This window comes from Dermacoccus sp. GAS27A, assembly GCF_044909235.1.
Taxonomy (GTDB): Bacteria; Actinomycetota; Actinomycetes; order Actinomycetales; family Dermatophilaceae; genus Dermacoccus; species Dermacoccus nishinomiyaensis.
This window is the reverse complement of record NZ_JBIYDW010000003.1, coordinates 99,870-114,237: the sequence shown is the minus strand read 5'-3', so window position 1 is coordinate 114,237 and position 14,368 is coordinate 99,870. Positions and strand designations below refer to the sequence as shown.

The 14,368-nt window shown below is 70.4% G+C and carries 13 protein-coding genes; 9 read left to right on the top strand and 4 right to left on the bottom strand.

The annotated features are described in order from the left end of the window. The first annotated feature begins 71 nt into the window (after window positions 1-71). The 4 genes from ABH936_RS04200 to deoC all read left to right on the top strand — a co-directional run bounded on the left by ABH936_RS04200 (window position 72) and on the right by deoC (window position 3,956). Window positions 72-1,523, top strand: coding sequence for a phosphomannomutase/phosphoglucomutase (locus ABH936_RS04200; RefSeq protein WP_404602675.1), 1,452 nt, complete (start codon window positions 72-74; stop codon window positions 1,521-1,523). Next, the gene (locus ABH936_RS04195; RefSeq protein ID WP_006944432.1) at window positions 1,520-1,747 is read left to right on the top strand and encodes a Trm112 family protein; all 228 of its coding nucleotides are present in this window, start codon (window positions 1,520-1,522) and stop codon (window positions 1,745-1,747) included. The genes ABH936_RS04200 and ABH936_RS04195 overlap by 4 nt, the downstream gene beginning before the upstream one ends. A 116-nt stretch (window positions 1,748-1,863) precedes the next feature. Next, on the top strand, window positions 1,864-3,117 hold the full coding sequence (locus tag ABH936_RS04190) for an SIS domain-containing protein (RefSeq protein WP_404602674.1): 1,254 nt from the start codon (window positions 1,864-1,866) through the stop codon (window positions 3,115-3,117). Window positions 3,118-3,233: 116 nt separating this feature from the next. Next, window positions 3,234-3,956, top strand: coding sequence for a deoxyribose-phosphate aldolase (gene deoC / locus ABH936_RS04185; protein ID WP_006944421.1), 723 nt, complete (start codon window positions 3,234-3,236; stop codon window positions 3,954-3,956). A 104-nt stretch (window positions 3,957-4,060) separates the two neighbouring features. On the opposite strand, the gene ABH936_RS04180 is transcribed toward deoC, so the two are convergent. Genes ABH936_RS04180 through ABH936_RS04170 form a run of 3 tightly spaced genes read right to left on the bottom strand, consistent with a single transcriptional unit; the run spans window position 4,061 to window position 6,322 of the window. Beyond that, entirely contained in the window at window positions 4,061-5,602 is a 1,542-nt protein-coding gene (locus tag ABH936_RS04180) for a GAF domain-containing sensor histidine kinase (RefSeq protein ID WP_006944434.1), read from the bottom strand. Next, window positions 5,586-5,990: a hypothetical protein gene (locus tag ABH936_RS04175; protein WP_038568943.1), complete on the bottom strand. Its 405-nt coding sequence runs from the start codon at window positions 5,988-5,990 to the stop codon at window positions 5,586-5,588. The genes ABH936_RS04180 and ABH936_RS04175 overlap by 17 nt, the downstream gene beginning before the upstream one ends. A gap of 20 nt (window positions 5,991-6,010) precedes the next feature. Next, window positions 6,011-6,322: a hypothetical protein gene (locus tag ABH936_RS04170; RefSeq protein WP_131941318.1), complete on the bottom strand. Its 312-nt coding sequence runs from the start codon at window positions 6,320-6,322 to the stop codon at window positions 6,011-6,013. 57 nt (window positions 6,323-6,379) lie between these two features. Here ABH936_RS04170 and ABH936_RS04165 point away from each other — a divergent pair, with 57 nt between their 5' ends. Further along, entirely contained in the window at window positions 6,380-7,021 is a 642-nt protein-coding gene (locus tag ABH936_RS04165) for a response regulator transcription factor (RefSeq protein ID WP_040014450.1), read from the top strand. Window positions 7,022-7,132: 111 nt separating this feature from the next. Beyond that, complete coding sequence (gene mtr / locus ABH936_RS04160) at window positions 7,133-8,506, top strand: mycothione reductase (RefSeq protein ID WP_006944436.1); 1,374 nt, start codon at window positions 7,133-7,135, stop codon at window positions 8,504-8,506. A 111-nt stretch (window positions 8,507-8,617) separates the two neighbouring features. Here the strand turns inward: mtr and ABH936_RS04155 are convergent, their stop codons facing one another. Then, entirely contained in the window at window positions 8,618-9,862 is a 1,245-nt protein-coding gene (locus ABH936_RS04155; RefSeq protein ID WP_404602673.1) for a hypothetical protein, read from the bottom strand. Here ABH936_RS04155 and ABH936_RS04150 point away from each other — a divergent pair. From ABH936_RS04150 to ahcY, 3 genes are all read left to right on the top strand, one after another. After that, window positions 9,861-10,940 carry a cation diffusion facilitator family transporter gene (locus tag ABH936_RS04150; RefSeq protein ID WP_404602672.1) on the top strand — a complete coding sequence of 360 codons (1,080 nt, stop codon included), beginning with the start codon at window positions 9,861-9,863 and terminating at the stop codon, window positions 10,938-10,940. The two genes, ABH936_RS04155 and ABH936_RS04150, sit on opposite strands and share 2 nt — an antisense overlap. A 137-nt stretch (window positions 10,941-11,077) precedes the next feature. Continuing rightward, entirely contained in the window at window positions 11,078-12,046 is a 969-nt protein-coding gene (locus ABH936_RS04145; protein ID WP_404602671.1) for a DUF808 domain-containing protein, read from the top strand. Between the two features lie 158 nt (window positions 12,047-12,204). Then, on the top strand, window positions 12,205-13,665 hold the full coding sequence (gene ahcY / locus ABH936_RS04140; RefSeq protein ID WP_404602670.1) for an adenosylhomocysteinase: 1,461 nt from the start codon (window positions 12,205-12,207) through the stop codon (window positions 13,663-13,665). The last annotated feature ends 703 nt before the right edge of the window (window positions 13,666-14,368 follow it).

Below are 14,368 nucleotides of genomic sequence, written 5' to 3'. Positions count from 1 at the left end.
CGCCGACGGGGGCCGGTTCGACAGGCCCTTCGACGGTCGGGAAGGGCCCTCGCGCCGGTAGAGTGAACGTCGTGACTGCACCCGCGCTCAACGACTTCATCAAGGCCTACGACGTGCGTGGCCTCGTGCCCGACCAGCTCTCCCCGCGCGTTGCCCGCGAGCTCGGCGCCGCGTTCGCGCAGGTTGTCGTGCGCCCCGAGGGCGCGAACGCCATCGTCGTCGGGCACGACATGCGCCCGAGTTCTCCGGAGCTGTCGCGCGCGTTCGCCGACGGCGCCGCCGCGTACGGCGTCGACGTCACCCTCATCGGGCTGTGCTCGACTGACGGGCTCTACTTCGCCTCCGGTGCGCTCGATCTGCCGGGCGCGATGTTCACCGCGAGCCACAACCCGGCGCAGTACAACGGCATCAAGCTGTGCCGCGCGGGCGCTCGCCCCGTCTCCCTCGAGACCGGTCTCGCCGAGATCCGCGACCTCGCGCAATGGGCGCTCGATCGAGGTCAGGGTGTGCCGTTCGACGGCCCGGCGGGCAGCGTCACCGAGCGCGAGATGCTGCGCGAGTACGCCGAGTTCCTGCGCGGTCTCGTCGACCTGTCGGGCGGACGCCCGCTCAAGGTCGTCGTCGACGCGGGCAACGGCATGGGCGGCCACACCGTCCCGGCCGTGCTCGGCACCGACGCGGGCCTGGCGCAGCTGCCGCTCGACATCGTCCCGCTGTACTTCGAGCTCGACGGCACGTTCCCCAACCACGAGGCCAACCCGCTCGAGCCGGCCAACCTCGTCGACCTGCAGCAGGCCGTCGTCGAGCACGGTGCCGACATCGGCCTCGCCTTCGACGGCGATGCCGACCGCTGCTTCGTCATCGACGAACGCGGCCAGCCCGTCACGCCGTCCGCGGTGACGGCGCTCGTCGCGGAGCGCGAGATCGCGAAGGAGGTCGCGCGGGGGGCCGCAGCGGCCGACGTCAAGGTCGTCGCGAACCTCATCTCGAGCCGCGCCGTCGGCGAGGTCATCGCCGAGAACGGCGCACAGCCGGTGCGCACGCGCGTCGGGCACTCGTTCATCAAGGCGCAGATGGCCGAGCACGACGCCGTCTTCGGTGGCGAGCACAGCGCGCACTACTACTTCCGCGACTTCTGGTTCGCCGACACCGGCATGCTCGCCGCGATGCACGTGCTCGCGGCGCTGGGGGAGCGGGACGCACCGTTGTCGCAGCTCGTCGCCGCGTATGCGCGCTACGAGGCGTCGGGGGAGATCAACTCGACGGTGAGCGACGCCGCCGCGGCCACGGGCCGCGTGCGCACGTGGGTCGCGTCGCAGGGCGAGTTCACCGAGGACGCGCTCGACGGCGTGACGTTCGTCCACCAGGGCGCGGGGGAGAGCGATCCGATGTGGTGGCTCAACCTGCGCGCGTCCAACACCGAGCCGCTGCTGCGCCTCAACGTCGAGGCCGCCGACACCGCCACCATGGAGCGCGTGCGCGACGCCGCGCTCGCCGCCGTCCGCGAAGGAGAAGCTCAGTGAACGACGACAAGAGCCGCCGGCCCCTGACGATCGACCCGTGGCTGCGCGAGATCCTGCGCTGCCCCGTCACCGGCACCGAGCTGGAGGACGCGAGTGACGCCTCGGGCGCGCCCGTCCTCGTCAGCACCGGGGTCGACGCAGAACGCGGCGGGCGCCTGCAGTACCCGATACGCGACGGCATCCCCGTCCTGCTCGCCGACGACGCGAGCGTGCTGCCCGCCTGACGCTCGCGCGCGCGGTCATCGACCGCGCGGCCCGCGAACACGCTCGACGTGAGCAACGACGGCGGCGTCGCCGCGCCCCGAATGTCTGAGACGAACCCCCGAGCCGAGGAGAAGTCATGGCCCATCTCGACGAGAGCTGGCTCGACGACGCCGGCCACCTCGAACGTTGCGACTCACGCGGATCGCTGCGTGCGCTCGCCACGGCGGGCGCGCAGGTGCGTGAGGCCCTGACGCTCGCGCGCGAAGCGGGCATCGACGACGTCGCCGGGTACGAACGACCGCGTTCGGTTCTCGTAGGGGCGCTCGGCGGGTCCGAGCGCGTCGGCGATGTGTTGCAGACTCTCGCGCAGCCGAGTTCGCCGGTGCCCGTCGTGACGCGGCGCGACGTGCCGCTGCCCGGTTGGGTCGGGCCGCTCGACCTCGTCATCGCGGTCTCCTTGTCCGGGCGCGCTGAGGGGCCGCTCGCACTCGCTGCGGAGGCGGCACGGCGGGGCGCGTCGCTACTGACGGTCGGTGCCGACGACTCGCCGCTCGCCGACGTCTGTGCCCGCGCTCGCGGCGTGCACATCGGTGTCGGCCGCGGGCGGGTCTCGAGCCGGACCTCGCTGTGGTCGCTGCTCACCCCCGTGCTCATGGGCGCCCGTCGGTTGGGGCTGGTCGACGTCAGCGACGACGACCTGCTCGTCGCCGCCGCGATGCTGGATGCCGAATCGGAGACGCTGCGACCGTCGTCGGAGCACTTCGTCAACCCGGCCAAGCTCGCCGCGCTCCAGCTCGCCGGGACGGTGCCCGTCGCCCTCGCCGACGGCCCTGTCGCGGCGCTCGCGGCGCGTCGGGCCTCGTCGATGTTCGCCCGCACGGCGCGCGTGCCGATGACGTGGGGTGAGCTGCCCGACGACGCGGCCGACCTCGTCGCGACGCTCGACGGCCCGTTCACTGCCGGCGCGGGGGAAGGCGCCGTCTCCGCGCCGGACGACATCTTCGCCGACCCGTTCCTCGACGCCCCGCGCCAACCGAGCCTCGGGTTCCTCACGCTGCACTCGGACGCGACGGGCGGGTCCGGCGCGGGGCGTGACGGAGCCGATGGCTTCTTCGTCAGCGATGCGCCCGGCGGAGCGAGTGGGCTGGGCGGCAACGGCACCGGTGGCGTGGGAGCACTGGCCGGGGTCGCGAGCGGCATCCAGGAGAGCGCTCGCGCGGCGGGAGCTGTCGTCGTCGAGATGCATCCCGACGCCGGCCCGGCCATCGCGCGGGCCGCGCAGCTCATGCACCGCGTCGACTTCACTGCGACGTACCTCGCGCTCGGGCAGGGCCTCGACCCCGCAGTCTCGCGTCACGTCACCGAACTGCGCGACCGGCTCGGCCGCTGACGTCCGAGCGCGCGTGTTCGCCGTCAGACCCATGTGCCCGAGGCGCGACCGACGACGCGGAGCGCGGCCTGCGACGGGCGCGTCCTCCCGTCCCGTCACTGGGTAGGCTGAGTGGCATGAACACCGCTGCTTCGTCCTCGTCAGGCTCCCCGTTCGACCGCGCGCACGTCGCGTCGATCGTCGACCACACCCTGCTCAAGCCGGAGGCGACGCGCGCGGACGTCGACGCCCTCGCCCGTGAGGCCGAGGCGCTCGGCGCGTACTCGATCTGCGTGTCGCCGTCGATGCTCCCCGTGGAGACGAGCGTCAAGGTTGCGACGGTCTGCGGGTTCCCCAGCGGCAAGCACACGAGCGCCGTCAAGGCCGCAGAGGCCGCAGAATCCGTGGCGCGGGGGGCTGACGAGGTCGACATGGTCATCGACGTGGGCGCCGCGAAGGACGGGCGTTTCGACGACGTCGAGGCCGACGTGCGGGCCGTGCGCGAGGCCACCGAGGGCCGCGTGCTCAAGGTCATCATCGAATCCGCAGCACTGAGCGATGACGAGATCGTCGCCGTCTGCCGTGCTGCCGTCGCGGCGGGCGCGGACTTCGTCAAGACGTCCACCGGCTTCCACCCCGCCGGCGGTGCGAGCGAGCACGCCGTCCGCCTCATGCGCCAGACCGTCGGCCCCGACATCGGCGTCAAGGCCAGCGGCGGAATCCGCGACGCTGCCGCCGCCCACGCGATGATCGCGGCCGGTGCCAGCCGTCTCGGCCTCTCGGGTACTCGGGTGGTTCTCGACGGGCTCGACGGCGACGCCACCGGCGCGGACGCCCCACAGGCCGCGGCCGGTTACTGACCCGCCGCGGCCAGTACGTCAGGCGTCACGCCATGCCTGAAGCGCCCGAACTCCGACCGCGCTCGCGCGAAGGGTGACGTCTCGCTGCGGTTGAGCCCAGCCCGTCAGGGCGTCACAGCCGCGCGACGGTTCGGCACGCGCCACACGACGGCCGTGCCGCCACTGCGCCTCGCGCGGATGACGCAGGTGCCGCCGAGTCGCTCGGCCCGCGCGACGAGGTGGGCGATCCCCGAGCGTCGTTCGAGGTGCTCGGGCAGGCCGCGTCCGTCGTCGGTGACCTTGACGAGCACCTCGTCGCCGACGTCGAGCACGACCCGCACGGCGCTCGCGTGCGCGTGCCGCGCCGCGTTGCTCAGTGCCTCACGCATCACGGCGAGCAGGTCGGTGACGAGGGCGTCGTCGAGCGTCCAGTAGGCACCACTGACGCTGACGCTCGGCGCGAATCCGAGGGCGTCCTGCGCCTGCGCGGCGAGCTGGTCGACGGTGTGCGCGAGCGCCAACGCGGCGCCACCGGTGTGCAGGTCGAAGATCGCGCGGCGCACGTCGGTGACGGTCTCGTCGAGGTCGGTGATGACGGCGTCGAGCTTCTCGACGGCGACCTCGTCGTCGATGCGCGGCAGCGCACTCTGCACGCGCATGCCGGCGGCGAAGATGCGTTGGATGACGTGGTCGTGCAGGTCCTGCGCGATGCGGTCGCGATCTTCGAGGATGGCGACGCGTTCGGCCTCGGCGTGCCGGTAGGCGAGCAACGTCGCGACCGAGAGTCGGTCCGCGATCGTCTGCCCGATGGCCTCCATGGGTTCGGGGTCGAGCGAAAGCGTCGGGCGGTCCCAGGCGAACAGCAGCAGCTCCGGGTTCTCGCCGTCACTGGCGAGCGGCACGACCATCGCGCAGCGCATGCGCTCGTCGACGAGGCGCGCCGCGACGTCGTGCGTGAAGAATCGTGCGCGCGGCGCGAGGAGCAGTTCTTCGGCGAGGTCGCCGAGGCGCGCTGCGCTGCGGTGACCCGGCACGTGTTCGACGTGGTTGGCGGTGAGGATCGAGTCGAACCGCGCGACGACCTGCGGCCACGCTTGCGCCGGCGGCAGTTGCGAGAGGAGCTGCGCGGCCTCGGCCGCCGCGCGGTGCCAGCGCTCGCGGGCCCCCGCCTCGGCGAGCGTCCGAGCGTGCGCGATGGCGGACGCCGCGGCCGACGCGAGCGCCTCGAGCACCCGTTCGTCGCGGGCGGAGAACTCCTCGGCGTCGCGCTTGTTCGTCAGGTAGATGTTGCCGTAGACCTGCCCGCGGATGACGACGGGGCAGCCGAGGAACGACGACATCGGCGGGTGGTGCTCGGGAAAGCCGACGCTCGCCTCGTGCGCGGCGATGTCGGGCACGCGCAGCGTGTGCGGGTGGGCGATGATCGCGCCGAGGACGCCCTCGCCGTGGGGGCCGTCGCCGATGAGTGCGGCCGTCTCGGCGTCGATGCCGTGGATGACGACGTCGTCGAAGCGCCCCTCGGCGTTGAGCACGCCGAGCGCCCCGTACTGGGCGCCGGTGAGTTCCGCTGCGGTCTCGACGAATCGGCGCAGCAGTGGTTTGAGCTCGAGATCCTTGCTCAGTTCGATGACGGCGGCCAGCAGAGCCTCGTCAGGCTCGTTCGGCAAGACCGGATCGAAGGAGCGGATCGACGCGGTGACCATGCGCCGATGATAGGCACTCGGCGCTGAACAGAGCCTCCCGCGTCGGCAGGACGACATCGCCGCGCTGCGGTGCATCCGACGTCGAGCGAATGGCGAGCGGGCCGGTGACGCTGATCGACCAGCACGTTCCGTCGATGAGCGCCTCGACCTGCACGGCCGCGATGTCGCGTCGCTGCGCGCCGCGTGTGACGCTCGGGTGGGCCGTCTCGACGACGACGTCGCCACCCGTAACACGCACGCCACAGGGCATGACGAACGGAAGAGCACCCCGCGAGACGCTGACGTGCGCCCGACCGGTCCGTCCCATGGCATCGAGCATCTGCTCCGGTGTCGGTTCGCTCGGTGAGGGCATGCTTCATCCTCACCCGCGCCTCACCGCAGCGCCCGGGGACCTTCGTCCTCACCTGCGCGCCGGTGATGTGGCAGGAACCTCCTGAGCTGACGCGGCGTCAGCGCCGTGTTTTGTGCATGGGCGTCGACATTCGGCTGCGTGACGACGGTGATCGGGACGCGCTCGTGCGGCTGCTGTGCGAGCAGCAGCCGGTGTCGGGGTATCCGGTGCGGTGGCCGCTGCCCGGGCCGGTCGAGGGCTTCATCTTCCGCGATCGTGACGAGATCGCGTGGGTGGCGTGTGACGCCGACGCGGCTGACGGGCTGGAACGAGACCAGGGTCAAGTCCGTCATGCGCCCATCCTGGGGGAGCGCGCGGCGCGAACTCAACGCAGCGGCCACAATGGGGTCATGACTGTGCGCGTGTATCTGCTCGACGACCACGAGATCGTCCGTCGCGGCCTGGCCGAGTTGCTGGCGTCATCGGGGCGCTGCGAGGTCGTCGGCGAGAGCGGCAGCGCAGAGGAGGCGACGCGGCGCATCCCGGCGGCGCGCCCCGACGTCGCCATCCTCGACGGCCGGCTGCCAGACGGCACGGGCATGGAGGTGTGCCGCGCCGTGCGCAGCGTCGACGAGAACATCCGCTGCCTCATCCTCACCTCCTACGACGATGACGAGGCCCTGCTCGCCGCGATCCTCGCGGGCGCGAGTGGGTACGTCCTCAAGCAGGTGCGCGGCGCCGACCTCATCGAGACGATCGAACGCGTCGCGGCGGGGGAGTCGCTGCTCGACACCGCCGACGCCGACGTCATCCGCGCGCGCCTGCGCGGTGACGGTGCCCTCGAGAGCCCCGAACTCGCCGCGCTCACCGAGCAGGAGAAGCGCGTGCTCGACCTCATCACGCAGGGGTACACGAACCGTCAGATCGCGGGGCGCCTGCACCTCGCGGAGAAGACGGTGAAGAACTACGTCACCAGCCTGCTCGCGAAACTCGGCCTCGAATCGCGCACGCAGGCGGCCGTCCTCATGGAGCGCCTGCGCCACCCGCACTGACGCCCATCGTTCGACGCCTCGAGGCTCGGGAGGCTCGCTCGCGCAGAGAGGTCCGTGAGAAGAAATGCCCGGCGTTCCGGGGTTGTCCCCGCCTGCGCCTAAGGTTGGGGCATGGCTCATTTCGACCTCGTCATCATCGGCACCGGCTCGGGCAACTCGCTCGTGACGCCCGACTTCGCCGACAAGCGCGTCGCCGTCATCGAGAAGGGTGTCTTCGGCGGCACCTGCCTCAACGTCGGCTGCATCCCGACGAAGATGTTCGTCCAGGCCGCCGAGGTGGCGCGCAGCGCGCGGGAGGCGTCGCGCCTCGGCGTCGACGCGCACGTCGATCAGGTGCGCTGGGACGACATCCGCGACCGCGTCTTCGAGCGCATCGACGCGATCTCCGCGGGCGGACGCGCGTACCGCGAGCGCGGCAGCGACGACGGCAACACGACCGTGTTCAGCGGCCACGCGCGCTTCACCGGCGACCGTACGCTGCGCGTCGAGGGCTATGACGAGGAGATCAGCGGCGACCAGATCGTCATCGCGACCGGCGCGCGTCCCAACATCCCGCCCGTCGTCACCGACAGCGGCGTGCCCTACGAGACGAGCGACACGATCATGCGCATCGAGAAGTTGCCGCGTTCGCTCGTCATCGCCGGCGCCGGGTACATCGCCCTCGAGTTCGCCCACGTGTTCTCGTCCCTCGGCGTCGAGGTGACGATGCTCGCACGCGGAAAGCGCGTGCTGCGCCACGCCGACGACGACGTCAGCCGCGTCCTCACCCACGCCGCCACCGACCAGTGGGCTCTCGAACGTGATGCGGTCATGGAGTCGATCGAACAGCGCGACGGGACGATCCGCGTGACGCTGAGAGGTGGGCGCGTCGTCGAGGGCGAGATGCTCCTCGTCGCCACGGGCCGCATCCCCAACACCGACGACCTCGGCCTCGAGAACACCCGCGTCGAGGTGCGCGACGACGGGCGCATCGTCGTCGACGAGTACGGACGCACGGGCGCTGACGGCGTCTGGTCACTCGGCGACTGCTCCTCGCGCTACCAGCTCAAGCACGTCGCCAACGCCGAGGAGCGCTGCGTCGCGCACAACCTCGTCCACCCCGACGACCTGCGCGCGTTCCCGCACGACGTCGTGCCGGCGGCGGTCTTCACGCACCCGCAGGTCGCCACCGTCGGGCTGACGGAGGACGAGGCGCGCGAGGGCGGGCACGCCATCACGACGAAGGTGCAGAAGTACGGCGACATCGCCTACGGCTGGGCCCTCGAGGACACGACGAGCATCTGCAAGGTCATCGCCGACAAGGCGACGAAGAAGCTGCTCGGCGTGCACCTCGTCGGCCCGGAGGCCTCGATCGTCATCCAGCCTGCAGTCCAGGCGATGTCGTTCGGGCTCACCGCCGACGAGATGGCACGCGGGCAGTACTGGATTCACCCGGCGCTCACCGAGGTGCTCGAGAACGCGCTGCTGGGGCTCGAATTCGACTGAGCCCCAGGATGCGCCCCGAATGAACCCCGGGGTGCGACGGCGAGACTGAGCCCCAGGATGCGCCCCGAATGAACCCCGGGGTGCGACGGCGAGTGAGCCCTGGCAGCGATGTCAGAGCGGCAGCGGCGCCCCGACCCCGGCGCGCTGGGCGGCCTCCTGTACCGCGACGGCCGCGGCAGCGTCCTGCAACCCGATCCCGACCGAGGCGTAGAGCGTCACGCGCGGGCGACGCTCACCGTGGGCGCCTGCGTCGCTGTCGGCGGCGCCGTGGTTGGTGACGCCGTTGTTCGAGGAGTCGTCGTTCCAGACGTGACGTTCTGCGTCATCGTCATCGGCATGTGCGGCGTCGCGCACGAGCACCTCGCCGAGCGTCTCGACGCTGCCGGTCTCGAGCACCCCGGCCATGAGGGCCGCGACGACGCACCCGTTGTCGGCCAGTGCCGTCTCGCGGTCGTCGACGACGACGCGTGCCTGAGCGACGAGGTCGCTCGGCACCTCGGATCGCTCGGCGCTGAACGAGCCCACGGAGATGACGAGGGCGCCGTCACGCACCCAGGTCGCCTCGAGCACGGGCGTCGTCGACGTCGTGCACACCGCGATGACGTCGGCGTCCGCGCACGCCTGCTCGACCGTGTCGACGAGTTCCATGTCGGGTGCGCCCTCGGGCCTCGTCGTATGCCAGCGCGCGACCAACTCGTCGGCACTCGCGCGGTCGCGCGCCGCGAGCCGGATGCGACCCACCGTGTGCTCACCGCCGACGGCGCACAACGCGTGCGCGTGCGCCTCGGCCTGCACGCCGCTCCCGACGATCGCGACATGAACACCGGTGCCGTCCCGGGCACCGACACCTGCGCCGTCGGCCACACGGACGTCGTCGCGCCCGCTCGAGTCAGGGGACCACAACGCCTCCATCGCGACGGCGCTCGCTGCCGCCGTGCGGCGTGTCGTCAGCGTCGTGCCTGCCATGACGCACGTCGGCACACCTGTCGTCGGGTCGAGCACCGTGACGAGCGCGTGCACCGCGGGCAGCCCCGCGTCGACGTTGCCGGCGTGTACCGAACCGAACTTGCTGACGGCCGGTGCGCTCGCCTCGGCCCGCGCGGCGTAGCAGAACGCGACGTCGTCGCCGCGCCCCGGCAGCAGCAGACGTGCGGGCAGCAGCGCCTCTCCGCGTCCGAGCGCGATGAACGCCGCGTGCTGCGAGGCGTGCGCGACGTCTGCCGTGAACGCTGCCCGGACGTCGGATTCGCTGAGGTAGAGCAGAGTCGGCGCGGCGGGTTCTTCGCTGGATCGAGGGGGTGTGACGGCGCCGTCGCGGTTGGCGGCGCGAGAGTCGCCACCTATTCTCGGGGGCATGAGTGACGAGAAGGAAGCCGGATCGGGCGGGCACAGCGGCAACAACACGGCGATCTTCGCCGCGCTGGCCGCCAATCTGGGCATCGCCGTCACGAAGATCATCGCGTGGTTGCTCACCGGCATGAGTTCGATGCTCGCCGAGGGCATCCACTCCGCCGCCGATTCGGGCAACCAGATCCTCCTGCTCATCGGCGGCAAGAAGGCCCAGAAGGACGCGGACGAGGATCACCCGTTCGGTTACGGGCGTGAGCGTTACCTTGCGGGCTTCGTCGTCAGCATCATCGTGTTCTCCCTCGGTGGCCTGTTCTCGCTGTTCGAGGCGTACGAGAAGTTCCATCAGATGCGCGAGCCCGGCGCGAAGCAGCCGTCGACGGACGAGGCCTGGTGGTGGGTGCCGATCGTCGTGCTCGTGCTGGCGATCCTCATGGAAGGCCGTTCCCTCATGACGGCGGCCAAGGAGGCACGCGAGCAGAAGGGCGAACAGAGCTGGGGGCAGTTCCTCAAGTCGGCGAAGAGCCCCGAGTTGCCCGTGCTCCTGTGCGAGGACTCGGCGGCCGTCACCGGTCTCGTCTTCGCCCTCGTCGGCGTCTCGCTCGCCCTCGTCACGCAGAACGGCATCTGGGACGCCGTGGGCGCCGGCCTCATCGGCATCCTGCTCATCCTGGTCGCGATCTTCCTGTTCCGTGAGACGAAGTCCATGCTCCTCGGCGAGGCCGCGACCCCCGAGACGGTGCGCGACATCCGACGTGCCATCGAGTCGGCGGACGGCGTGAACCGCGTCATCCACATGAAGACGAGCCACCTCGGCCCCGAGGAGTTGCTCGTCGCCGTCAAGTTCGCCGTCGACAAGAGCGACACGGGTGAGGAGATCGCCCACGCCATCGACATGGCTGAACAGGCGGCACGTGCCGCGAAGCCCGACATGCAGTTGCTCATGTACCTCGAACCCGACATCGACCTCGGGCGCGTCGGCAGCCGTATCGGGCACCGCTCGTCCGCGGTGCACACCGACCTGCCCGACGAGCGGGTCAACGACGGCGGCTCGACCCAGCACGGTGCGACGCGCATCGAAGGCTGAAGCTCGAAGTGGATAGCTTCCCTCAGCGTATTTCGTGAGCCTCCCAGGTTTCTCTAGGCTGTGCGCATGATGCCCGCCGCTCCGCACCCGAGGCCTGACGCCATGCCGCCGTCGCACCGAAGCGCGCAGGTGCGCTGATGGCGGGCGGACTGTTCGCACTGCTCGACGACGTTGCCGCGCTCGCGCGCATGGCTGCGGCGTCCGTCGACGACGTCGCCGCCGCTGCCGGCAAGGCGAGCACGCAGGCCGTGGGCGTCGTCGTCGACGACACGGCCGTGACGCCGCGCTACGTGCAGGGTCTCGCCGCGGAACGCGAGCTGCCGATCATCGCGAAGATCGCGAAGGGCTCGATCCGCAACAAGCTGCTCATCATCCTGCCCGTCATCCTCGTGCTGTCACAGTTCTTGCCCATTGCGGTGACGATCCTGCTCATCCTCGGCGGCCTCTACCTTTCCTACGAGGGCGCGGAGAAGATCCATCACGCCCTCGCGAACCGCCGCGCCCACCGCGAGGAGACCCCGGCCGAGCACCTGGCCGAGGACGTCGCCACCGAGTCCGTCGACGAGAACAAGGTCATCGCCGAGGCCGTCCGCACCGACCTCATCCTGTCGACCGAGATCATGGTCATCTCGCTGCAGACCGTCGATCACGAACCCTTCCTCACCCGCACCATCGTCCTCATCGTCGTCGCGTTCCTCATCACCGCGCTCGTCTATGGCGTCGTCGCACTGATCGTCAAGATGGACGACGTGGGCCTGCACCTCGTCGAGTCGGGCAAGAACGAGAAGCTCGGCCGTGGACTCGTGGCGGCGATGCCCAAGGTGATGTCGTTCCTGTCGACGCTGGGCGTCGTGGCGATGCTGTGGGTCGGTGGGCACATCCTGTTGGCGAACTCCGCCGAACTGGGCTGGCGCGCGCCGTACGACGCCGTCCACCACGTCGAGCACGCCGTGGCCGACGCCACCGGAGCGCTCGGGGGAGTGCTCGCCTGGCTGACGAACACCCTCATCAGCGCCATCGTCGGCGTCCTCGTCGGTCTCGTCCTCGTCGCCCTCGTGACGCCCGTGCTCGCCCGCCGCAGCGGCGAGGTGGCCGCCGCGCACTGAGCGATGCGGCGCCCCCGGCGGCCTGTCAGTGATGGCGGATAGACTGACGAGCACGCGTTCGGCGTGGGTGATGACCCATGCGCGAAGCAGCCCAGAGGGGCGCGCCGGCGACGCCTGATCGAGAACGTCATTCGACAACCGAAGGGAACGACATCCCCATGTCCTTCGACTACAAGATCCGCGACATCAGCCTCGCCGAGGCCGGCCGCCACCAGCTGCGCCTCGCCGAGCACGAGATGCCCGGCCTCATGAGCCTGCGCGAGGAATACGCCGAGTCGCAGCCGCTCGCCGGCGCCAAGATCGCCGGCTCGCTGCACATGACCGTCCAGACGGCCGTCCTGATCGAGACCCTGACGGCGCTCGGCGCCGAGGTCCGCTGGGCGAGCTGCAACATCTACTCGACGGACGACGCCGCGGCCGCCGCCGTCGTCGTCGGCCCCGACGGCACGCCCGAGGACCCGAAGGGCGTCCCCGTGTTCGCCTGGAAGGGCGAGAGCCTCGAGGAGTACTGGGCCTGCACGAACGAGATCCTCACCTGGTCCGGTGACGACGCCCCCAACATGATCCTCGACGACGGCGGCGACGCCACGATGCTCGTGCACAAGGGCACCGAGTGGGAGAAGGCCGGCCAGGTGCCGCCCACCACCGAAGCCGACTCCGAGGAGTTCAGCGTCTTCAAGGCCCTCGTGCGCTCCACGATGGCCGACGACTCGCAGAAGTGGACGAAGGTCGGCGAGCGCATCAAGGGCGTCACCGAGGAGACGACCACCGGCGTGCACCGCCTCTACGAACTCGCCCGCGCGGGAGAACTGCTGTTCCCGGCGATCAACGTCAACGACTCCGTGACGAAGTCGAAGTTCGACAACAAGTACGGCACCCGCCACTCCGTCATCGACGGCCTCAACCGCGCCACCGACGTCCTCATCGGCGGCAAGGTTGCCGTCGTCGCCGGATACGGGGACGTGGGCAAGGGCGTCGCCGCCGCCCTTGCCGGACAGGGCGCCCGCGTCGTCATCACCGAGATCGACCCCATCTGCGCGCTCCAGGCCGCGATGGAAGGCTTCCAGGTGACGACGATGGACAAGGCCTGCGAGTACGGCGACATCTTCGTCACGACGACCGGCAACTTCGACATCATCACCGCCGACCACATGGCACGCATGAAGAACAAGGCCATCGTGTCCAACATCGGCCACTTCGACAACGAGATCGACATGGCCGGCCTCGCCAAGATCCCCGGCATCGAAAAGGTCGAGATCAAGCCGCAGGTCCACGAATGGACGTTCGACAAGGGCGCCGACGACGAACGCTCCATCATCGTGCTGTCCGAAGGCCGCCTCATGAACCTCGGCAACGCCACCGGCCACCCCAGCTTCGTCATGTCCAACTCGTTCGCCAACCAGACGATCGCCCAGATCGAACTGTGGACCAACGGCAACGCCTATACCGACAACGGCAAACCCCTCGTCAAGACGCTCCCCAAGCACCTCGACGAAAAGGTCGCCCGCGCCCACCTCAACGCCCTCGGCGTCGAACTCACCGAACTGCGCAAGGATCAAGCCGAATACATCGGCGTGGACGTTGCCGGCCCGTACAAGCCGGAGCACTACCGCTACTGACCGCGCGCAAGCGCGCGCCAGTCTCGGCGCGTTCCGGATTGATTCTCTCTGGCGCGTCTTGTGGCCGGGCCCTGGCGGGCCCGTCTCACTGTGACACGCGGGCCGTCCACGTTGCGACGCGGTGCTGCCCGCACGATCCGGAACGTGCCGATGCTGGCCGGCTCGCAAGCTCGCCGGTCCAGTCTCGGCGCGTTCCGGCTCCGATCCTGTTCGGCGCGTCTTCCGGCTCGGCCCGGGGGGCCTCGCTCGGTGCGACACGCGGGCCGTCCACGTTGCGACGTGGTACGGCCCGCACGATCCGGAACGTGCCGATGCTGGCCGGCTCGCAAGCTCGCCGGTCCAGTCTCGGCGCGTTCCGGCTCCGATCTTGTTCGGCGCGTCTTCCGGCTCGGCCCGGGGGCCTCGCTCGGTGCGACACGCAGGCCGTCCACGTTGCGACGCGGTGATGCCCGCGTGGCTGTCGCCGTTTCACCCGTGAGGCGTGCACAACTGCGATTTGCGGTCACATTCGCAATTCCTGTCCACCTTCGAGGTTCTCGTCCACCTGTGCGAATCACGTCCACATTCGGCCAGACAGAACGCACGCGCAGGCAGAGTGGGGACGAACGTCCCGGGGACGGCAGGACGCCTGAAGAGGTCCGGGGAGGGCCCGCAGGCATGTGTGACAATGAGCCGAGGACGGCGCCCCACCGGGCGCACGCGC